The sequence below is a fragment of the Rhizobium sp. L1K21 genome, from assembly GCF_024055895.1.
Classification (GTDB): Bacteria; Pseudomonadota; Alphaproteobacteria; order Rhizobiales; family Rhizobiaceae; genus Ensifer_A.
In genome coordinates this window covers 1,153,590-1,175,127 of record NZ_JAMXLE010000001.1, presented here as the reverse complement: position 1 = coordinate 1,175,127, position 21,538 = coordinate 1,153,590, and the positions used below count along the sequence as shown (strand labels likewise).

21 protein-coding genes are annotated in these 21,538 nt (G+C 56.2%); 10 read left to right on the top strand and 11 right to left on the bottom strand.

The genetic code is table 11. The features are described 5' to 3' along the window. Window positions 1-2: 2 nt before the first annotated feature. Together NHF56_RS05575 and NHF56_RS05570 are read right to left on the bottom strand one after the other, a co-directional pair. Window positions 3-1,208 (bottom strand): diguanylate cyclase, encoded by a 1,206-nt coding sequence (locus NHF56_RS05575; protein ID WP_252802332.1) that lies wholly within the window; start codon window positions 1,206-1,208, stop codon window positions 3-5. A 204-nt stretch (window positions 1,209-1,412) separates the two neighbouring features. Further along, the gene (locus NHF56_RS05570) at window positions 1,413-2,696 is read right to left on the bottom strand and encodes an NAD(P)/FAD-dependent oxidoreductase (RefSeq protein WP_252802330.1); all 1,284 of its coding nucleotides are present in this window, start codon (window positions 2,694-2,696) and stop codon (window positions 1,413-1,415) included. 191 nt (window positions 2,697-2,887) lie between these two features. On the opposite strand from NHF56_RS05570, the gene NHF56_RS05565 reads away from it, so the two are divergent. From NHF56_RS05565 to NHF56_RS05555, 3 genes are all read left to right on the top strand, one after another. Further along, window positions 2,888-4,981: a S9 family peptidase gene (locus NHF56_RS05565; RefSeq protein WP_252804865.1), complete on the top strand. Its 2,094-nt coding sequence runs from the start codon at window positions 2,888-2,890 to the stop codon at window positions 4,979-4,981. A 143-nt stretch (window positions 4,982-5,124) separates the two neighbouring features. Beyond that, window positions 5,125-7,059 (top strand): bifunctional diguanylate cyclase/phosphodiesterase, encoded by a 1,935-nt coding sequence (locus NHF56_RS05560; RefSeq protein WP_252802328.1) that lies wholly within the window; start codon window positions 5,125-5,127, stop codon window positions 7,057-7,059. A 103-nt stretch (window positions 7,060-7,162) separates the two neighbouring features. Next, window positions 7,163-8,635, top strand: coding sequence for a YdiU family protein (locus NHF56_RS05555; RefSeq protein ID WP_252802326.1), 1,473 nt, complete (start codon window positions 7,163-7,165; stop codon window positions 8,633-8,635). 7 nt (window positions 8,636-8,642) lie between these two features. Here the strand turns inward: NHF56_RS05555 and NHF56_RS05550 are convergent, their stop codons facing one another. Further along, a complete protein-coding gene (locus tag NHF56_RS05550; protein WP_252802323.1) occupies window positions 8,643-9,308 on the bottom strand; it encodes a cation transporter in 666 nt (221 codons plus the stop codon). Between the two features lie 81 nt (window positions 9,309-9,389). Here NHF56_RS05550 and NHF56_RS05545 point away from each other — a divergent pair, with 81 nt between their 5' ends. From NHF56_RS05545 to NHF56_RS05535, 3 genes are all read left to right on the top strand, one after another. After that, complete coding sequence (locus tag NHF56_RS05545; RefSeq protein WP_252802321.1) at window positions 9,390-9,803, top strand: helix-turn-helix domain-containing protein; 414 nt, start codon at window positions 9,390-9,392, stop codon at window positions 9,801-9,803. Between the two features lie 3 nt (window positions 9,804-9,806). Further along, window positions 9,807-10,715, top strand: coding sequence for a heme-dependent oxidative N-demethylase subunit alpha family protein (locus NHF56_RS05540; protein ID WP_252802319.1), 909 nt, complete (start codon window positions 9,807-9,809; stop codon window positions 10,713-10,715). Between the two features lie 183 nt (window positions 10,716-10,898). Continuing rightward, window positions 10,899-11,399, top strand: a complete 501-nt coding sequence (locus tag NHF56_RS05535; RefSeq protein WP_252802316.1) for a GNAT family N-acetyltransferase — start codon at window positions 10,899-10,901, stop codon at window positions 11,397-11,399. 156 nt (window positions 11,400-11,555) lie between these two features. Here the strand turns inward: NHF56_RS05535 and NHF56_RS05530 are convergent, their stop codons facing one another. The 4 genes from NHF56_RS05530 to NHF56_RS05515 form a co-directional block, all read right to left on the bottom strand. Continuing rightward, on the bottom strand, window positions 11,556-12,467 hold the full coding sequence (locus NHF56_RS05530; RefSeq protein ID WP_252802314.1) for a cytochrome c: 912 nt from the start codon (window positions 12,465-12,467) through the stop codon (window positions 11,556-11,558). A gap of 144 nt (window positions 12,468-12,611) precedes the next feature. Beyond that, complete coding sequence (locus tag NHF56_RS05525) at window positions 12,612-13,049, bottom strand: cytochrome c (RefSeq protein WP_252802312.1); 438 nt, start codon at window positions 13,047-13,049, stop codon at window positions 12,612-12,614. Window positions 13,050-13,256: 207 nt separating this feature from the next. Further along, a complete protein-coding gene (locus NHF56_RS05520) occupies window positions 13,257-13,856 on the bottom strand; it encodes a superoxide dismutase (protein WP_252802310.1) in 600 nt (199 codons plus the stop codon). Between the two features lie 128 nt (window positions 13,857-13,984). After that, a complete protein-coding gene (locus NHF56_RS05515; RefSeq protein WP_252802308.1) occupies window positions 13,985-14,863 on the bottom strand; it encodes a branched-chain amino acid aminotransferase in 879 nt (292 codons plus the stop codon). Window positions 14,864-15,042: 179 nt separating this feature from the next. On the opposite strand from NHF56_RS05515, the gene NHF56_RS05510 reads away from it, so the two are divergent. Then, window positions 15,043-15,696 (top strand): haloacid dehalogenase type II, encoded by a 654-nt coding sequence (locus tag NHF56_RS05510; RefSeq protein WP_252802306.1) that lies wholly within the window; start codon window positions 15,043-15,045, stop codon window positions 15,694-15,696. Window positions 15,697-15,715: 19 nt separating this feature from the next. On the opposite strand, the gene NHF56_RS05505 is transcribed toward NHF56_RS05510, so the two are convergent. Next, on the bottom strand, window positions 15,716-16,540 hold the full coding sequence (locus NHF56_RS05505) for an FkbM family methyltransferase (RefSeq protein WP_252802304.1): 825 nt from the start codon (window positions 16,538-16,540) through the stop codon (window positions 15,716-15,718). Window positions 16,541-16,744: 204 nt separating this feature from the next. Between NHF56_RS05505 and tam the strand changes: the two genes are divergently transcribed. Continuing rightward, complete coding sequence (gene tam, locus NHF56_RS05500) at window positions 16,745-17,515, top strand: trans-aconitate 2-methyltransferase (RefSeq protein ID WP_252804863.1); 771 nt, start codon at window positions 16,745-16,747, stop codon at window positions 17,513-17,515. Between the two features lie 49 nt (window positions 17,516-17,564). On the opposite strand, the gene NHF56_RS05495 is transcribed toward tam, so the two are convergent. Next, on the bottom strand, window positions 17,565-17,936 hold the full coding sequence (locus NHF56_RS05495) for a hypothetical protein (RefSeq protein WP_252802302.1): 372 nt from the start codon (window positions 17,934-17,936) through the stop codon (window positions 17,565-17,567). Between the two features lie 228 nt (window positions 17,937-18,164). Between NHF56_RS05495 and NHF56_RS05490 the strand changes: the two genes are divergently transcribed. Continuing rightward, a complete protein-coding gene (locus tag NHF56_RS05490) occupies window positions 18,165-19,721 on the top strand; it encodes a helicase HerA-like C-terminal domain-containing protein (protein ID WP_252804861.1) in 1,557 nt (518 codons plus the stop codon). Window positions 19,722-19,727: 6 nt separating this feature from the next. On the opposite strand, the gene NHF56_RS05485 is transcribed toward NHF56_RS05490, so the two are convergent. After that, complete coding sequence (locus NHF56_RS05485) at window positions 19,728-20,519, bottom strand: VOC family protein (RefSeq protein ID WP_252802300.1); 792 nt, start codon at window positions 20,517-20,519, stop codon at window positions 19,728-19,730. 67 nt (window positions 20,520-20,586) lie between these two features. On the opposite strand from NHF56_RS05485, the gene NHF56_RS05480 reads away from it, so the two are divergent. Further along, window positions 20,587-21,033: a MarR family winged helix-turn-helix transcriptional regulator gene (locus tag NHF56_RS05480; RefSeq protein WP_252802298.1), complete on the top strand. Its 447-nt coding sequence runs from the start codon at window positions 20,587-20,589 to the stop codon at window positions 21,031-21,033. Between the two features lie 75 nt (window positions 21,034-21,108). On the opposite strand, the gene NHF56_RS05475 is transcribed toward NHF56_RS05480, so the two are convergent. Then, window positions 21,109-21,525 (bottom strand): organic hydroperoxide resistance protein, encoded by a 417-nt coding sequence (locus NHF56_RS05475; protein WP_252802296.1) that lies wholly within the window; start codon window positions 21,523-21,525, stop codon window positions 21,109-21,111. Window positions 21,526-21,538 lie beyond the last annotated feature (13 nt).

The following is a 21,538-nucleotide window of genomic DNA, read 5'->3' as shown; positions in this document are numbered from 1 at the left end:
GATCAGGACTGATCAGCACCTGAACTCGACCCTTGCGGCTTATCGTCGAAGAGACAGACACAGTTTTTTCCATGTGACTTGGCCTCATAGAGTGCGGTATCAGCCTGTGCGATCAGCCCTTGGAAACCCTCCCGGCTGAAGGAGGCTGAGCGCACCCCTTGGCTGACAGTCACAATATTGAGCGCACCGTTTTTCTCGTGCGGCAGCTGCATCACCATGACTGCGCGACGAATGCGTTCGGCGACCTTCATTGCGCCCATCTCGTTGGCACCAGGCAGGATCACCAGAAACTCCTCGCCCCCATACCGAACCACCTGATCGGCTTCGTCGCGCACGGAAACGGCGATGGCTCTTGCAACGCTTGCCAGACAGATGTCGCCCGCCTGATGCCCGTAAGTGTCGTTGAAGATCTTGAAGTTATCGACATCCACCATAATGATGCCACTGCAGGAATAGCGCGCGGCGATTTGCGTCAAACCGTTCGCGACAAATTCATCGAGAAATCTGCGGTTCTTCATGCCCGTCAACGGATCAACCTGGGCCTCAGCTTCTACGTTTTCATAGCGAAGTTGATCCTGCAGCGATCTTAGAAAATTAAGCCGGCTATCCCAATTGAAACTCTGATTGGCCATCAGTGAAACATAGGCCGTGGCAAGCATCATTGACAGACTGGCCAGCCTGGCTTCGAGTGAACTGGGTGCCAGCGCAGTGATGATAAAAAAACTGCCGACCAGCAACAGTGTCATCCACTGAGAAACTATATGCCGCGGTCGCATATTGACATTCGCAAACATGAGAACTGCGATTGCAAAATATTGATAGTGCCCGTCAGCCGCCTTCGGATTGAGGATATAAATCAGCATGATCTGAGCAAACATAAGGGTCGGCACCATGGCCTCGGCAACACCGCTCAAGAAGCTGCTTCTGATACCGCCATAAAAGCGCCAAAACAGTAACATCGCAGGGCTGACGACAAGAAAATGCAGCAAGGCTGCCACATGCCAAGTGTCGGGCAGGATAACGATGTCGGCAATCAAAAACAGGTTATAGGTTACCAGAATAGGCAACAACAAACGACGGAAACCCCGCGCGCGTCGGTTGCGACTATGCTGCATGTAGGCAGCTTCAATGGCTGGCGGGAATTTTCCACGCCAGGCTTTTTCGGCCAAACACTGCTCCACCTCGGCAAGGCTGGATACAGTCAGCATATTCCGCTCCCCCAACTCTATGTGATCAAGAAGCACACACTGAGCAAAGATCATACACCTTGGGAGGAAAAATTGACGAGATTCTTATGCCAACGACCTTTGACATTCGCCTGGATGGCGGGTCGTTGGTACGTTTCGCGAAAGGGTGCCGCATCCTCGTACACGGCACCCCCGACCGGGGACCTGCTCTAAAGGGAGCAAACCTCAGTCAAACTTGATCTCCTTGAGCTTATCGATGCCAAGGACCTGCAAGGCAAGCTTTTCATAGAACGGTTCAGATTTGCCCTGCTTCACTTTGCGCAGGAAATATTTCTCAAATCCGATTTTTGCAAGATGAACCCACTTGCCGGACGACGACCAGTTGACGTTGCGAGGCGGTATCTGCGGCTGCGCCACAAAGGCAATGCCGCCATCGCCAAAATCGGCAAGGCAGACCGCGTTCCACGAACCCTGTGCATCGGGATTCTGGCCACGCACCAGGTTAGCGATATTGTGCGCGGTTGCCGTCACCATGGATTCGATCATGAAACCGGTTTTCGGCACACCCACCGGCACCGGCGTAGGCCCGGTCGGCGGAATGGCAATCCCCACACCGATACCAAAGACATTGGGATAAGTCGGATTGCGCTGATGCTTGTCGACGATCACGAAACCGCGCGGGTTTGTCAGACCCTCGATCCCGCGCACGGCGGCCACGCCGCGGAAGGCCGGCAGCATCATCGTATACGCGAAATCAATCTCATGCTTCTTCTTTGTCGAACCATCATCATTGACCTCTTCGACAAAGAGCTTTCCGGGCTCGAATTTTTCGACCTTGGCGTTGGTGATCCATTTGATGTGATGCTCGCGCATCTCGCTTTCCAGAAGCCCCTTGGTATCGCCAACCCCGTCGAGGCCGAGATGACCGATATAGGGCTCCGATGTCACGAAGGTCATCGGCACCTTGTCGCGCACCTTCGCATCGCGCAGCGCCTTCTCCAGAATGAAGGCAAACTCATAGGCGGGTCCAAAGCAAGACGCACCCTGCACGGCTCCAACGACAACCGGCCCCGGATTCTTCACCAGCGCTTCAAAAGCGCCCTTTGCACCCAGCGCATGATCGATATGGCATACGGACTGCGTATTGGCCTCAGGCCCAAAACCCTCAATCTCATCGAAGGCGAGTTCAGGCCCGGTGGCGATGACCAGATAATCATAAGACACGCTTTCACCAGTGGTAAGCTCAACCCGGTTTTCCGCCGGATGCACGCGCGCGGCTCCCTCGGGGCGCAAAACAATGTCCCGCTTTGCAAAAGCCGGTTTCAAGTCGATTTCAATTTCCGCCCGGTCACGCCAGCCAACAGCAACCCACGGATTGGAGGGTACGAAGGAATATTTGTCACCCAGATTGATGACGGTCACCTTGTCCTGCCGAGAGAGATTGTCTCTCAATTCGTACGCCATGATTGTGCCGCCCAAACCGGCACCCAATACCACCACATGCACCATTTCCACTCCTCCTGTTAGCCGCACAACCAAGTAGCGGCTGCTATAATTCACATATAATATATTATATATATAAAAGGAAATATATTTTTAAATGGAACGATAGTCGAATTTGAAAGGATGTCGGCTTGCGGTGCCGCCTTTCCAAATCTATGTCTTGAGTTTCATTATATGACTGTCCGGAGACGATGACTTTGACCTATTTCAAAGACCTGCCTGAAGCACCTGTGGCCACCAAGAAGCCGGTTTTGGATACCCGGCACGGTATTACGCGCACAGATGACTATGCTTGGCTGCGTGTAGACAACTGGCAGGACGTCTTTCACGACACGTCTGTTCTCGACCCCGAAGTGCGCGCGCATCTGGAGGCGGAAAACGACTATATGAAGGCTGCAATGGCCGATACGGAAGAGCTGCAAAAGGCGCTCTTTGTCGAAATGAAGGGACGGATCAAGGAAGACGATTCGTCGGTTCCCATGCCCGATGGGCCATTCGCCTACGGCACGATGTATGTCATCGGCGGCGAGCAGGCGCATTATTTCCGCACCCCGCGTGAGGGCGGCGAAAAAACGGTTCTTCTCGATGGCGACAAAGAGAATGAAGGCAAGGACTATTTCCGGATGGCCGGTCTCAGCCACTCGTCGGACCACAAATGGGGAATCTGGGGATACGACGACAAGGGGTCCGAGTTCTTCACGCTGAAAGTGCGCAATCTGGAGACAGGTGAAGACCTCGACGACATTGTTGAAAAGACATCCGGCGGTGGCGTTTGGGCACCCGATGGCAAGAGCTTCTTCTATACATTACAGGACGAAAACCATCGCCCGTCCAAGCTTTTCCATCACATCGTGGGTGAACCGCAATCACAGGACCGTCTCGTTTATGAAGAAACCGATACCGGTATGTTCATGGGTGTCGGCGGCTCGCTTCTCGACGATTTCATCTACGTTTCCATCCACGACCACGATACGACAGAGGTGCGGCTGATCCCGACAGACGATCTGATGGCCGAACCGAAGATCGTTCATCCGCGCGAGGCAACGGTTCAATACGATCTGAGCGAAGGCGGCGACATATTCTACATCCTCACCAATGCCGATGGCGCGAAGGATTTCAAGATCATGTCCGCGCCGGTCGACGCTCCCGAAAAGGAAAACTGGCGCGAAGTCGTGCCGCATCAAGAAGGCCGTCTCATCCTCTCCCACATGGCATTTGCCCGCCATCTTGTCTGGCTCGAACGCCTTGACGGCCTGCCGCGTATCATGATCCGCGACCGCGCCTCCGGCGAAGAGCACACGATTGCATTTGCCGAGGAAGCCTACTCTCTCGGTCTGTACGGCGCTGCCGAATATGACACCGATGTCATCCGCTTTTCCTATTCCTCCATGACCACACCCAACCAGCTCTTCGACTATAACATGGCAACCCGCGAACGGACGCTTTTGAAGACGCAGGAAGTTCCCTCAGGCCACAATCCGGATGATTATGTCACCCGCCGGTTGCATGCACCCGCACCCGACGGTGAACTTGTTCCCGTCTCCATCCTTTATCGCAAGGATACGCCGCTCGATGGATCCGCGCCGTGCCTTCTTTATGGCTATGGGTCTTACGGCGTCACCATTCCGGCCAGCTTCTCCACCAACGCGCTGTCGCTCGTTGACCGCGGCTTCATCTACGCCATTGCCCACATTCGCGGCGGCAAGGACAAGGGTTATCACTGGTATGAAACGGGCAAGCTGGAAGGCAAGACCAACACATTCAAGGATTTTGTCGCCTCCGCAGATCACCTGGTCAAGGAAGGCTTCACATCCTACGGCAAGATCGTCGCCGAAGGCGGCTCAGCCGGCGGCATGCTGATGGGCGCTGTCGCCAATATGGCACCTGAAAAATTTGCCGGTTTCATCGCCGCCGTCCCCTTCGTGGACGTGCTGACAACCATGCTCGACGACACTCTTCCCTTGACCCCGCCCGAATGGCCCGAATGGGGCAACCCCATCACCTCGCAGGCCGATTACGCACGCATCGCCGACTATTCACCCTATGACAATGTCGATGCGAAACCCTACCCGCCGATCCTCGCGCTTGCTGGTCTGACCGACCCGCGTGTGACCTATTGGGAGCCAGCCAAATGGGTCGCCAAATTGCGGGAAAAGACAACCGGAAAGGCCCCAATACTGCTCAAAACCAACATGGGGGCGGGTCACGGCGGCGCATCAGGCCGCTTCCAGCGGCTTGAGGAAATAGCACTCGAATATGCTTTCGCTATCAAAATCGCAGGAAAGATGTAAGATAAAGCACAAGTGTCTTTGAGTAATCCTTTGCTAACCGCAGTCAAGAAAATCGGCTTCGGAGAAGTCGCTCAATACAAAAGTAATATTTCTTTTACGGCAGAAAGCTAGGAAAGTACTGACGGCACAAGCGAGGGATTAAATTGCGGCGGCGGCTTATTTCGACGATATCGGCTTTCGGCGCGATCATCCTGTTGGTGGTCGGCGCCAATGTCAGCTTCTTCTGGATTGTCGACCACGCTGTCGAAGCCGATGCCAGGCTGAAATCCGAACGCTGGGTTCACCTCTTGCAAGAACAGGTGCCTGCATTCGGCGATGCGTTGTTGTCTGGAAAACCGTCACCGACGCAGCTTGCGATCATGCAGGAACTGCTGCATGAAACCGACACGTTTCGCTTCTCGATTTACTCTGCCGACGGTCGGCAAAGCGCAACATTCGATGAAAACGGCATTGTCAGCCCATCTACCGACGCCCCCCCTTCCAAAGAGGAATGGGCCCGGGCACGTGCGGGCGAACAGGTTATTACACTCGGCAATCAAGTCAGTGCCCGCACGCATCCCAGCAGCTATGCGGTAATCATCAGAACACTCAATGTTTCCGAGAACGACGACGCGACAATTGGCAAAATCTTCATCGACCAGGGCGGTTTTGCCACCACCCTGAAAGATCAGTCGCAGAAGCTCTCAATCGCCCTGACACTGCTTTTCACGGCCATGCTGACATTTTTTCTCGTCCGGATGTTGCGAAGCAACCGGCGCGAGGAAGTATCGCATGAGCGCCTGAATTTTCTCGCCCGCCATGACCCATTGACCAGCCTCTACAACCGAAACGGCTTTAACGACGCCTGGCGCGACATTCCCAAAGAGGCGGGAAGTGCACTTCTCTTCATCGATATCGATCACTTCAAGCAGATAAACGATGCCTACAGCCACTCCACCGGAGACGCGTTTATCAAACATGTCGGCAATATGATCGCAAACAGCCTCGGGCCACAGGACTTTGCCGGACGGCTTGGCGGCGATGAGTTCGCACTGGCAATGCGTTGCAACACCATAGAAGCCGCCGAGAAAATGGCGGCGAAGCTTTGTACATTGGCAACGAAGCCGGCCATGGTCCAGGGTATCCATATTACGGGCTCGCTGAGCATCGGCATCCATTTCTCAGCCGGAAATGCGCCATCCCTCGAAGACCGCATGAAGATGGCGGATTTTGCGCTTTACCAGGCCAAGACATCCGGTCGCTCAACCTATCGCAATTTCTCCGCAGAACTTGCGACCAAGGCCCAGCGTCGGAAGAAAATTGAAAACGCACTCACTAGAGCGCTCGCAAACGACTATTTTTACCTCACGTACCAACCCCTGGTCAGCGCCCAGACACTTGAATGCATCGCCTTCGAAGCGCTCCTGCGGATGAAACTGCCGCATGGCGAAATCATCTCGCCAGCCGAATTCATTCCGCTGGTAGAAGAAATGGGCCTGGCCGAAAAAGTCGGTGAATGGGTTTTGCGAAATGCAGCACTGGCCGCAAAGCAGTGGTCTGACGACATTGCGGTTTCAGTCAATCTGTCGGCCCGCCAATTCAACACCGACGCTCTGGTCGATACCGTCTCAACAATACTCGCTCAAGTGGGGTTGCCAGCCTCAAGACTGGTGCTGGAGGTGACGGAAAGCCAACTTATCGAAGCGCCTGAAGCTGCCGAACGCGAGCTTGCGCAACTGCGCAAACTGGGCGTGTCGATCAGCATCGACGACTTCGGCACGGGTTATTCCAGCCTTGGCTATCTCTGGCGTTTCGGCTTCGACAAAATCAAGATAGATCGCTCATTTGTCATCGGCATGATGGAAAATCGCGCGCGGACGATCAAAATCCTGGATTCAATGATTCTGTTGAGCCACCGCCTCGGCATTCCCGTCATCGTCGAGGGTGTCGAAACGGCAGAACAGGTTGAAATCCTGAAGGATCTCGGCGTCGACAATTTTCAAGGGTTCTATTTCGGAAGGCCAATGGTTAAGAGCGACCTGCCAGCTTACTTCGAAAAGATGCGCAGCGGCAGACAATCACGCACATCGAATCCCTAGTATTTTGCAGCCGCAATGCGAAACGCCCTAGCAAAGGCAAGGCGAAACGCTTGCGCCTACAGGCCATCGTCCCTACCTTTCAGGCAAGAAAGGGCCCCCTCTCATGCCTGCATTCGCATTCGACAATTCCTATACACGCCTGCCAGAGCGGCTTTTTGCGCCGGCAAGACCGGCTGGCGCGTCCGAACCCTTTATGTTCGCCTTCAACAGTCAGCTAGCCGAAGACCTTGGCCTTGATGTTTCCTGGCTGGAACAGAATGGTGCGGCAATCTTTTCCGGGAGCACATCGCCTGAAGGGGCGGCCAATATCGCGATGGTCTATGCCGGCCATCAGTTCGGCCAGTTCAATCCGCAACTGGGTGATGGGCGCGCCATGCTCTTGGGCGAGGTCGTCAGTCCCCAAGGCAGACGATACGACATTCAGCTGAAAGGATCTGGCCCCACCCTGTTTTCCAGAAACGGCGACGGGCGGGCAGCACTCGGGCCTGTGATGCGTGAATATATCGTGTCCGAGGCCATGCATGCTCTGGGCGTACCGACAACCCGGTCACTGGCAGCTGTGGCGACCGGCGACGCCGTCTACCGCGAGACCGCCCTGCCCGGCGCAGTGGTGACGCGCGTGGCAACAAGCCACATCCGCGTCGGCACCTTTCAGTATTTTGCAGCGCGCCAAGATGTCGAAGCCGTCAAGGCGCTCGCCGATCACGCCATTGCCCGCCATTATCCGGAGCTTGAAGGGCGTGAACATCCCTATCTTGGTCTGCTGCAGGCCGTTATTCGCCGTCAGGCGGCGCTGATTGCCAAGTGGATGGGCATCGGCTTCATCCACGGTGTCATGAACACCGACAATATGGCGATCTCCGGCGAGACGATCGATTTCGGCCCCTGCGCCTTTCTGGACGTTTACAGCGCCAGGAAAGTCTTTTCCTCCATCGACCGCAACGGACGCTATGCCTATGCAAACCAGCCCGCCATCGGCCAATGGAATCTTGCGCGTCTGGCAGAAGCATTGCTGCCGCTGATCAACGAGGATCAGGAAGCAGCCGTTGCCGCCGCCAATACAGCGATCACCGGTTACGGCGAAATCTTCCAGGACGAATGGATGACCGTCATGCGTGCGAAGCTCGGACTTGGCGAGGCCAGGGAGAGCGACCTCACGCTCATCCAATCGCTCCTTTCCATGATGGAGGAAGGACAGGCAGACTTCACGCGCACGTTCCGCGCGCTCTACACTGTCGCGCAATCCGACGCAGCGGATGCGGCATTCCGCAGCGAATTCGCCGATCCTCAGAAGGCCCAAAGCTGGCTGAACGATTGGCGCGACCGCACCGCCGAAGACAGCATCGAGCCCACAGTTCGCGCTGAACAGATGCGAAATACCAACCCCGCCATCATACCGCGCAACCACCGCATTGAAGAAGCCATTCGTGCAGCCGAGGATGATGGCGATTTCTCACTGTTCGGGGCACTGCATGCCGCTCTGGCCGACCCTTATTCGGACCGGCCGGAGTTTGAGCGCTATCAGGCCGCACCCTTGCCGCATGAGGAAGTGCCGCGAACATTTTGCGGCACGTGATGCGCAATCAGTGTGTGTGCCCGTGGGCGTGATCATGATGCTCTTCATGGTGCTTGCCCGGCTCACCCTGACGCCACTCCCTCAGGGATTGCCACAGGATCTGCGCCGAAGAACTCAAAAACAGCCCGGCCATGACAGCGGCAACAGCCAGGTCCGACCATGGCGTCGCCGTCAGCCATACGGCGGCAGAAGCGCCCATGACGGCAATATTGCCGATCGCATCGTTACGGGAGCAAAGCCACACGGAACGCACGTTGGCGTCTCCATCCTTGTAGCGCATGAGGATGACCACACTGGCAATATTGGCCGACAGCGCCATCAGACCGACGACGCCCATAACCGGCGCCTCCGGCAGACCCGGCCCAAAGAACTGGTAGATGGTTGAACCCGCAACCCACAGCCCCATCAGCAAGAGGCTGAGCCCCTTCGCCGCCGCTGCCGTGGCGCGCAGTTTCAAACTGGCACCAATCACGGCAAGCGAAATCCCGTAGGTCAGCGCATCGGCGAAGAAGTCCAATGCATCGGCCTTCAACGCTTGTGATCCAGCCGCCTCGCCAGCCGTCATTTCGACGGCGAACATGGCCGCGTTGATAACGATCACCGCAATCAGCCGTCTCTTGTAATCCCGAGAAGCGCCATCAAAATCATGACTATGTCCGCATCCCGCACTCATATGATTCTCCTTGTTTTTTTGCGTCATTGGTGACACCCTACTTCCTCTAGTCGCTAGAGGTTCAAGAGGTTACTTTCAAAAATGATGACGATTGGGAGACTTTCGGAGCAATCCGGCGTCAAGGTGCCGACGATCCGTTACTACGAAGAAACCGGGCTTATGCCGGAGCCGGAGCGCACCGAAGGAAACCAGCGTCGCTACGTGCAGGCTCACCTCGACCGGCTGACCTTCATTCGTCATGCGCGCGAGCTTGGATTTTCAGTCGACGCCGTCCACGAACTGCTCTCCCTTCAAGCCGACCCGGATGCGCCATGCGCCGCCGCCGACGAGATCGCCGAGCGCCGGCTTGACGACATCCGGTTTCGCATTGAAAAGCTGAAACGACTCGAACAGGAACTTCTGCGGATTACACAGCCTCACGACTCGGAGACTGTACGCGATTGCAACGTGCTTCATGCGCTGAGCGATCATGCCCTTTGCGAAAGCGAGCATTAAGACGTGCCGACAAAAATCGCCTATACGCCCTATGACGGATCAGCCAAGCCGTTCACCATCGGATTGAGCCAGCTCGATTTTGAAAAATGGATCGAACCCGATGACCAGCTCGGTCTTTATCTCGACCTGAAACGACAGATTTTGGAAGCCGACCACGACGGCGCATTTCAGGCTGAAGCCGGCACTGAGGATGCACAACAGGAGGTTCTCTCCCTGCTGTCGGAATATCTGCCGAGATTTCATGGCGGTCAGTATCAGCGCAGTGGCGATGCGATGCACATGGCCGGGCGAACAGTCGATCTCAAAGATGGCGCAATGCCCGCGCTTATCCGCGCCGGTCTACTGATCCAGGACGATCTTGTCATCATGCGGCGCAAGCCGGATGGATGGCATTTCAGCGCCGGTTTCGTTGCCTTTCCCTCGTCCTGGTCTGTGCAGGAAAAGTTTGGTCAGGCGATGGAAGGCATTCACGCGCAGGTTCCTGGCTTTGAGGGCGGCACCCGCAATGCCGAACTGATCAACCGCATGTTCGACAAGCTGGCCGCCGACCGCATGGTGACCCGGCTCAACTGGTCGATCAAGGGCAATGGCAACCTGCCCCAGCCGATCTCGAAACATATCGACGATGACCCGGCGACAGCCTCTGCCGAGGCCATGAAGAACTTCGTCCGCGTGGAGCGCCAGACATTGCGCCGCCTCCCCCGATCCGGCGACATCCTCTTCACCATCCGCGTTTATGCAGACCCGATAACCGCGATTGCTCAGCAACCCGATGCTGCAAAGCTGTTTCAAAGCATGGCCGATTTGCTCGCCGACATGACGACAGAGCAGCTGGCCTATAAGGGGCTGCTGACCACGGTGCGCGAACCCTTGCGCCTGTTTCTGCTTCAACAGGCGCAGAAAGCCGCTTGACAGGTTTTATGGTTGGGCGTAATGCGATTTTCATGATCAAGGACACGCACATGACTGCTGTTTATTTTTGGGCCTACCGGTAACGGGCGGCCTTCGATAGATCATATCGACAAAAGCCGCCTTCGGGGCGGCTTTGTTGTTTCAGGCTCTTCCCGAAGGCTCCAAAGGAGAAGGAAGAAGCCAATGTTGAACCCCGACAATGCACTCACCATCGCAGTGCCCGTTTCCGCGCCGGTGCGTCTGGTTGTGCGCAAGGCGCGCAGGCATGACATCGAATCCCTCAACGCACTGATCAACGCGCTCGCAGCGCATCACGGCGATACTGCCACAAACAATCCTGCACGCCTCGAAAACGACCTTTTCGGCGAAATGCCGTGGGCAACGGCATTTGTCGCCGAAACGGCCGGTGAAATCGTCGGTTATGCGCTCATCTATCCCGTTTATCGCGCAACAGAGGGCGAACGCGGCATAGACCTGCACCAGCTCTATGTGATGCCCCAACATCGCGGGGCGGGCGTCGGCCGCCATCTGCTGGCAAAAGTGAAAGCCTTCGCCTCAGCCTCCGGCTGCGCTCATGTGTCCGTCAGCGCGGCAACAGGCAACTTCGCGGCCTACAAGTTCTATGAGGGCCACGGCTTCAAGGCCCGCCCTGTCACCGGTATGCGATTCAACGCAGCACTGTGATCGCCGAAAGCACGTATTGCCCGAAGATCGACTCCAAGCTTCGGGCAAATCCACTCCGAGTATAATCCGACCGGAGTGAAACGAGGATCGATAAGATTATGCTTTACAAATAAACGGTTAGAGTGCCGACCTGATTCAATCAGGCCGAATGGCACTCTAATGCGCCGGAATGGCTTTGAGATAGGCTGCGATCGCTTCACGGTCCTCTGCGGTGAGGTGCGCCATGTTGCGCTGCACCTCCACCATCGAACCACCGACGGAATCGAAATCGGGCGTGAAGCCGCTTTCCAGATAGTAGGCGATGTCCTTGGCGCTCCAGTCACCGACCTCTGCGCCTCCAGGCGTGATGTTCGGCACCACGCCCTCGCCTTCAGGATTGGGCGCGCCGGCCAGCCACTCGGAAGTCTTCCAGCCGCCCAGGAAATCGCGCGGCGTATGACATTCGCCGCAATGTCCCGGCCCCTCGACCAGATATTGTCCGCGTTTGACCGCTTCGCTGGCATCCGAAAGCACAACACGCGGATTGTCGTTGAAATACAGGAATTTCCAGCCGCCCAACGCAAGGCGGATGTTGAAAGGAAACGGCAGATCGTGTTCTGCGGTGACATTGCTGCTTTTCGGCAAGGTCTTCATATAGGCAAAGAGATCGCGAATGTCGGCGTCAGACATATGAACATAGGACGTATAGGGCAAGGAGGGATAAAGGTGCTCTCCATTGCGTCCGACGCCGCGCTTCATCGCTGAGGCGAATTCGGCCAATGTCCAGTTGCCGATCCCCGCATCGGGATCAGGCGAAATATTGGGCGGATAAAAGGTTCCAAAGGGACTCTTCAGCGCCAGCCCGCCGGACAATACCAGTTGCGCATCCCCTTCCGCATCGGGAGACGCATGACAGCTCACGCACCCACCGGCCCAGAACATCATCTCGCCATTCTTGATATCCGGCTCGCCTGCCTCTGCGAAATCGCTCTCCGTGTACGGTTGTGGCCGCGTCAGATACAAATATGCGCCAGCACCAACAGCTCCGATCACTACCAGCGTTGTCAATGCGCGTCCAAAGCGGCCCATGGGAATACTCCTCGCGATATGATTTGGGAATGCGGTCTTTATTGACCTGCGTCTATCCTGTCCCTTCGCATGAAAGGCCCCGCCACGACATATGGCGCGGCCTATCAAGGTTAAGCGCTAGAGCGGAAAGCGCAACCGCAGCATTTACTGCTTTTTCAGGCGGTATTTCTCATGACAGCCGCTGCAATTGGGTCCAATCGCACCCATCACAGCGCCGAGACCTGCTGCGTCAGCGGGAAGCTGAGCGAGCTGGGCTTCAGCGTCGGCTGCAAGCTTTGCCGATCTTGCCTTGAAGTCATCCATGTTTTCCCAGATGGCCGGGCTTGCTTCATCGCCGAGATTCTCTGTGCCCTCGCCGAAATAGTCCGGGAATTTGTGTCCGGTTTCAGCAATGGCTTCGAGCGCCGTCTTGACCGCGTCCTGGTCAAACGGCTTTTCGCCCTTGGCCATCGCGCCGATCGTTCCCATTGCACCGCCGGCCTGCTTCATCAGCTTTTCACGCATTTCAGACGTTTCGTTTGCAAAGGCCGAAAAGCCGAAAGCCGTCAGCGCCAACGCTGTCACTGCGAGCCTCAATTTCATGAATACCTCCTTTTGAACTTGGATTGGACGACAGTTTTCACCACCACACAGGAGCGTAAACAGTCCCCGGAATTTTCAAAATAACATTCCCGTGAAGACCGGATGGCGACCGGGCAAATCTTCAAAGAAAACAAGGCAGATTCGCGACAAAAAAGGCGCTCCGAAAAACGAAGCGCCTGTTTCTTCAAAAGCCTTTGCGGCAACCGATCAGGCAGCAGCCTCATACATTTCCAGAACATAGTCCCAGTTGATGAGGTTATCGACAAATGCTTCCAGATATTTCGGGCGCAGGTTGCGATAATCGATGTAGTAGGAATGTTCCCATACGTCGACGCCCAGGATTGGAGACGCACCGTGTACGAGCGGGTTTTCACCATTCGGTGTCTTCATGATTTCGAGCTTGCCGTTCTTGACAGCAACCCATGCCCAGCCAGAACCGAACTGCGTCATGCCGGCATTGACAAAATCAGCCTTGAACTTGTCGTAACCGCCGAGATCAGAATCGAAAGCGGCCTGCAGCTTGGAAGGAAGCGAGGTTCCGCCGCCGCCCTTCTTCATCCAGTTCCAGAAGTGAACGTGGTTGTAGTGCTGGGCAGCATTGTTGAAGAGACCGGCATGCGTGCCATGCGACTTCTTGACGATTTCCTCGAGAGACAGGTCACTCATGCCCGCTTCTTCGGCCAGCTTGTTGCCGGTCGTCACATAGGCATTGTGGTGCTTGTCATGGTGAAATTCGAGCGTCTCGCGCGACATGTAAGGCGCAAGCGCATCATAATCATAGGGCAATGCAGGAAGTTCAAAAGCCATTGTGTTCTCTCCTTTTCGTATCCTCGTGGGGAATAGTACGTCAAACTGAACATAGGTGCCGCCTGCTGGGCTGGCAACGGGTCGCAGACATAATTTTCCCAATTATACCAATGGCGCGGCCTGCGCCATCAACGGTTGCTCAGAGCCCAATCCATATAGAGTTCATATGCCTTCTTTGTGACAGCACCCTTTTCAAACTCGCGCTCATCGAGCTTGGAAACGGGTTGAACCTTGGAATAGTTCCCCGTCATGAACACCTCATCAGCGGCCATGAAATCGTCCACGGTCAGCGTCTCCTCCCGCACTTCAATACCGTCGGCGCGCAACAATCCGGCGACGCGGTTGCGGGTAATGCCAGCCAGAAACGTGTGATTTGGTGCGGGCGTAAAGGCGACGCCATCCTTGACCATGAAAATGTTCGTAGAGCCGGTCTCGGCAACGTTGCCGAGCATATCGCGCACCAGAGCATTCGCAAATCCGCGCGAGCGCGCCTCCAGCATGATCCGGCTGTTGTTGGGATAAAGGCAGCCCGCTTTCGCGTTCGTTGGCATGGATTCAATCGTTGGACGACGGTACGGCGACACCGTCAGCGTCACGCCCGGTGCATCCTTTTCCGGCATGGCAGCCTCAAAAAGAACGAGCGCAAACCGCGTCGAATCAGCATCGACGGGTACCAGACCCAGACCGCCCTCTTCTGCCCAATACATCGGCTTGATATAGAGCGCACCCGGATTGCTGAATTTGCCGATCCCCTCGAGCGCCAGTTCCATGATCTCTTCAGGCGTTTTGGTGGGCTTCATTCCCATCGCCTCGGCGGAGCGATTGACGCGTTGACAATGCAGGTTGAGATCCGGCGTCAATCCGTCAAACCAGCGTGCGCCGTCGAATACCGAAGAGCCGAGCCACATGGCATGGGTCGAAGGCCCGGCAACCGGCGGATTTCCCGTCAGCCATTCACCATCTATGAAATTCCATGTTTGCGCCGTTTGCTTTTTGTCATGTGCCATGTCTTGCTTCTCCCTTGCGCGGCGCAGTCAATCCGCAGGGGCAAGGAAGGTCAAGGCAATATCGGCGCAAAAAGCGCGTCGCTGTCATATTGACCTTGGGAAACCGGTGCGGCATTGTGCGCCGCACAAAAAACAAGAAGAAGGCGCAGACGAACGCCTTGAAACGGGAAGCTTTTTAGATGTCCTACGCAGCTTATGTTTTCGATGCTTACGGCACCCTGTTCGATGTCCACGCGGCCGTGCGGCGCCATGCGGGCGATGTCGGACCACAGGGGCAGCTTTTCTCGGACCTTTGGCGTGCGAAACAACTTGAATATTCCTGGACGCGTTCCCTGATGGGTGCGTATCAGGATTTCTGGCAGCTCACGGAACAGGCTCTCGATTATGCGTTTCGCCGTTTTCCCGATGTAAACCCCGCCCTTCGTGAGCGGCTGCTTGAAAGCTATTGGAAGCTGGACTGTTATGCGGAAGTTCCCATGGTGCTTCGCAACCTGAAGGCTGGCGGCGCAAAGATCGCCATCCTGTCCAACGGCTCGCCCGCGATGCTGCAATCGGCGGTCAAGAACTCTGCCCTCGAAACGATTGTGGACGACATATTCTCCGTTGATGCGTTGAAAACGTTCAAAACCTCTCCGGAAACCTACGACCTGGTGACCACGAACTACCGTCTCTATCCTGACGCGGTCTCTTTCCAGTCGTCAAACCGTTGGGATGTGGCGGGCGCCACAAAATTCGGCTTCCGCACGGTGTGGATCAACCGCAACGGCCTGCCCGACGAATATTCCGATCTCGGCCCCTCAATGATCCTTCCGACATTGAACGGTCTTGAATAGAAGCGATTTCCTCTGCGCATCAGTTTGAGCGGATCGCAAAGCCGATGCGGTCGCCGTCGCGCTGAATATCGCAGCGAAACGGGTGTCTGGGGTGCTGGGCCAGAATATCGTCGCCAAATGTCTCGAGTTTGTAGCCAAGCTGGCCGATGAAGTCGGTCGTCTTCTTCGCCTTTTCTCCAAACCACTCCATTCCGTGCCAGACCTCGAAGAGAATGGGCGGGAAGTAGTTTCGCGCGATGGTTTCGACCGCGCCTTGAAACACCTCCAATTCGTTGCCCTCTACATCAATTTTCATGAAGGCGATGTTTTCACCGATTTTGAAACTGTCCAGCGTTCTCTGTTCGACCTCGATCAGCGCCTGCGCCTCGGTTTCATAATTGAAAAAGTTGCGGCCGCGCTCTGCTTCCTCGCGCATATTCTTGCGGATGGTTTCGTCAATGGAAAAGCCGCCAATGTTCTGGCTTCTGCTGAAATCCAGCTCCGGAATGGATATGGTCTTGCACGCATTGCCGAGCGCGAAATTGTAGGAATAGACATTGTCCAGCCGGTTCAAAAACGCGTTTGCACAGAGCTGCTGAAAGGCAATCCGCTGCGGCTCGAAGGAAAATATCTTGCCCCCCGCAGCACTCAGCGCCTTGGCAACAGGCAGGGTGAAACCACCGATATTGGCACCTGCGTCAATAACCACACAGTTTTTGCGACCGTTGACGAATGCCTTTCCCAACAGGCCTTCAAGAGCGCCCCATGAGCCGTCCTTGCGGATCGAAGCCGAAATGAAGTCCGGTGAATTCAACAGCAACCAATCAAGCTCACCCGTTCTGATGAGGTCAACCCGTGGCAACATGGCCGTCTCCTTTTTTGCTCGGTCTCGAAAGACTGACTGCACGAAAGCACGTGCGCGCGCAATCGCAAATTCAACGAGGACTTTTTCCATAGAATAATGCCTTTTGGGCGGATACAGCCTTCATGGAGGCTTATTCTTCGCCGTAATGTCACTCGACAAAAGCAGCGCTCAATGGTCCAATATCGACGCCCGAGGAGCACAATGATGGAATGGTCCGCAAGCCAATATCTCCGCTTTGAAGACGAACGCACGAGGCCCGCGCGCGATCTCCTGGCGCAAATTCCGCTTTCGCAGGCCGAAACGGTCTATGACCTCGGCTGTGGCCCCGGCAACTCCACCGAATTGCTGGACGCAAGATTTCCCGGTGCCCAGATTTCCGGCATGGATATGGATGAGGACATGCTGGCAGCGGCACGCAAGCGCCTGCCCCACATTCCCTTTTTCAAAGCCGACCTCACAAGCTGGGTGCCAGAAGAGCCCGTTGACCTTCTGTTTTCGAACGCGGTTTTCCAGTGGCTCCCCGATCATTTGAGCCTCATTTCAAATCTGATGACAAAACTCAGATCAGGCGGCGTTCTGGCCATCCAGATGCCCGATAACCTGACGGAGCCAACCCATCGCCTGATGGAAGAAACCGCGCTTGCCGGCCCCTGGAAGGACAGGTTCTCAAAGGGTGATGTGAAGCGCGCCACACTGCCGCCGCCAGAGGCCTATATGGAGGCATTGTCACCGCAGAGCGACAAGATCAATATCTGGCATACGATTTATTATCACCGTCTCGCCAATGCCGAGGCAATTGTCGAGTGGGTCAAGGGAACAGGACTTCGCCCCTGGCTCAACCGTCTCGACGAGGCCGACCGACCCGCCTATATCGCCGATTATACGGCACGGGTGGCAGACGCATACCGACCATTGAAAGACGGCTCCGTGCTTCTGAAGTTCCCCCGCCTCTTTGTCGTTGGGGTCAAAAAATAGGCCCGCCGGAACCGGCAGGCCTTGGATAAATGCATTTTATGCGGATCGCTTAAACGAACTGGCTGAGACCGGGAACGGATGCAACCACCTGGTCGACGACGTCTTCGCCGGCATATTGCTTGGCAACAGCAATCGTCTCGCGTGCAAGACCGGTAATCTCGCCCATGCCAAGGCCAAGGCTCATCAGCTGCTGGCCAAGAGCCATCACGCCACCGCCCATCAGGCCGCTGAGGAACCCGCCGCCACCGCCGGAATGCTGAGCGACAAGCTCTTCTGCTCCGGGAATAGACGAAATCATTGCTGAAACCGCTTCGTCATCCCCCTCCTTCTGTAGAAAGGCAAGCATCATGCCCACAGCCTTTTCGGCCACATCGGGCGCAATGCCGACATTATCAGCAACCTTGGAAACCAGTTCATTCATGGGGTCTTCTCTCCCGCTCGCGTTGATTGACGTGAACGTCAACGTAATACATGCAAAAACCAAACTCAAGTGATTTGAAACGCCGACACAAACACGCTCCTGCCTGCACAGAAGCGTTGTTGCCGCCTTCCGCAACCGACCGTATAACAAAGAGAAGACGATTCAGTGAAGCGGCGCAAGATCGTGGCGCTGAAAACATCAAAGTTTGAGGGGGCAGTCTCAATGAACATGCTGAGCGATGGAAAACTCTATCTTGGGACCAGCCGCAAACCGGACGACACGATCAACAAGCCGGAATATCTCGAACTCAAATTCGGCAACCGCCACGGATTGATCACAGGCGCAACCGGAACCGGCAAGACCATCAGCCTGCAGATCCTCGCTGAAAGCTTCTCCAATGCCGGCGTTCCGGTGTTCTGCGCCGATGTCAAAGGCGACCTCTCAGGCATCGCGGCGATGGGCGAATATAAGGACTTTCTGGAAAAGCGGGCCAAGACGATCGGCTTTGACGATTACGATTTCCAGGAATTTCCGGTCATCTTCTGGGACCTCTTTGGTGAAAAGGGTCACCGCGTGCGCACCACGATCACCGAAATGGGACCGCTTCTGCTCGCCCGTCTGATGGATGCGACCGATGCGCAGGAAGGCGTCATCAACATCGCCTTCAAGATCGCCGATGAAGGCGGCCTGCCGCTTCTGGACCTCAAAGACCTCAGAGCCATGCTGAATTACATGGCGCAGAACGCTTCGGAGCTTTCCAAGCAGTTCGGTCTCATTTCCAGCGCCTCCATTGCCGCCATTCAGCGCGATCTTCTGGTGCTGGAGCAGCAGGGCGCGGAACAATTTTTCGGCGAACCGGCACTGAAGATTTCCGACCTGATGCGCACCACCAACGATGGGCGCGGGGCGATTTCCGTTCTGGCCGCCGACAAGCTGATGATGAACCCGCGCCTTTATGGCACCTTCCTTCTCTGGCTCCTGTCGGAGCTCTTCGAAGAGCTCCCCGAAGTGGGTGACCCGGAAAAGCCGCGCCTCGTGTTCTTCTTCGACGAAGCGCACCTTCTCTTCAATGATGCGCCGCGCGTCTTGGTCGAGCGGGTTGAACAGGTCGTCCGCCTCATCCGTTCCAAGGGCGTCGGTGTCTTCTTCGTCACGCAGAACCCGATGGATGTACCCGAAACGGTTCTTTCCCAGCTCGGCAATCGCGTGCAGCATGCGCTGCGCGCCTATACGCCGCGCGAGCAGAAGGCCGTTCGCACCGCCGCAGATACGTTCCGCCCCAATCCAGACTTCAGCGCCGCAGAAACGATTACCAATCTCGGCACCGGCGAAGCACTTGTCTCCACGCTGGAAGGCAAGGGCATTCCCTCCGTCGTGGAACGCACACTCATGCGCCCGCCCTCGTCCCGCATCGGCCCGATCACCGACAGCGAACGGCAGAAGCTTCTGGCACTCAGCCCGGTTGCCGGCATTTACGACGAGGATGTCGATCGCCAATCGGCCTATGAAATCCTCAACCAGAAAGCCAAGGAGCTGGAAGAGCGCCAGAAAGCCGAAGAAAAACGCGAACTTGAAGAGCAGGAGAAAGAAACCCGCTGGACCCTGCCCGGCTTTGGCGATGAGCCTGACGACGATGATCGCCGCACCTCCACGCGGCGTACATCCTCACGCAGTTCCGGGCGGCAGACGGTGTTGGAGGCTGCCATGAAGTCGGCAGCGCGTTCCGTTGCAAGCTCGCTCGGTCGCGCGATCGTGCGCGGCATATTGGGAAGCCTGCGCCGATAAAGACGATCAGCGCTTTGCGGCGGTGAGTGAAAAGACGGCACCCTGCGGGTCCATGGCGGAAACGGCCCATGCGCCACCAGGCACTTCCATGGGTCCGTTGATAACCGTTGCGCCGCGCTCTTTGGCTTCGTCGATGGCCGCATCCAGCGCGTCCACAACAAAATAGAAGTTCCAGAATGGGGCCGGCATCTCAGGCATCTTGGTCATGATCCCGCCGATGTCCCGTTCTTCATTGGCAAAGAGCTGATAAGTGCCCATCGGCCCCATATCCATGCCCTGAGACGTCTTCCAGCCGAAGAGCTTGGTGTAGAAGGCTGTCGCCTCCTTCTCGTCGCCCGCATAAAGCTCGTTCCAGCCGACGGTTCCCGGTGATCCGGGCTGCGGCATGTCAGGCATCGGACCATCAGGCATGTTGGGCTGGAAAATGTAGATGATCGCGCCATGAGGATCGGCAACGACGGCAAAACGCCCGATTTGCGGAACATCAGTCGGCGGCATGTGAACCGAACCGCCAGCGTCCGCAAAGGCCTGAGCTTTTGCATCCACATCGGCAACGAAGACATAGCCCATCCAGGCCGGCCTTGCACCGCCGGACATCATCTCCGGCGTCAGCTTCATCATACCGGCAGCCGGCATTTCGAAGCCGGGAATATTGAAGAGATAGTAAGGTTCACCACCGGCAGTGGTGTTGTCAGAGCGCCTCAACGTCCAGCCGACAACCGCCTCGTAGAAAGCACCGGCGGCTTCGGGGTCGGCGGTCATCAACTCGTACCAGATGAAATTCCCCTCGCCTTCCATATCTTCCTCCCGTAAGACACATAATCAGTTTTGACTATATAGTTGATATCAACATATATTGGGATTCATGTCAAACGAGTCGAAAATTCAATATTCGGATACGCTTCACGTCAAAGACCACTGCCTGTGCCTCCATGCGCAGCGTGCAGCACGCGCGCTGGCACGACGGTTCGACAACGCCTTCCGGCACTTGAACATCAATAACGGGCAGTTTTCCCTGCTGATGGCGCTAAACCGCCCCGAGGCTCCAACAATTGCGCCTGTCGCCGAATTGCTGGCCATGGATCGCACAACACTGACGGCGGCACTGAAGCCCTTGGAAAAGAATGGGCTTGTGGCGATCAAACCTGACGAGAAAGACCGACGCAGCCGGCGGCTTCACCTGACAGAGGACGGCAAGGCACTTCTTTCAAAGGCGCTACCGATCTGGATCGAAGAACATGAAAAGCTGGAGGCCGAGCTGCCCGACAACATGGCCGAGATATTGCGAACCGGCCTGCGCGCGATTGCCTGATGCCAAGACCTGAAAAGAAAAAGGAGCAGCCGGAGACTGCCCCTTTCTAAGGAAACGCTGAAGACTGTCGATGCCTCAGGCGAGAACCGCGGAAACTTCCTTGGTCGTGCGCAGGGCATGGCTGTAGGGGCAAACCTGATGCGCCTTGGCAACGAGATCTTCTCCCACTTCGCGATCCAGCCCCGGGATAGACACAGAGATTTCCGGATGAATTTCAAAACCGCCGTCGCGCGGACCAATGCCAACCTTGGCTGAAACGGTCGTATCTTCCGGCAGCTTCACCTTCGCCTGCCCGGCAATGAATTTCAACGCGCTGAGAAAGCAAGCCGCATAACCGGCCGCAAAAAGCTGCTCGGGATTGGTGCCGGGTGCACCATCGCCGCCGAGTGCCTTGGGCATGGTCAGCGTCACTTCCAGATTGCCGTCATCGGATTTCGCGGTACCGGCACGGCCACCGAAAGCCTTCGCATTTGCAGTGTAAAGAACGGACATTGATTTTCTCCTT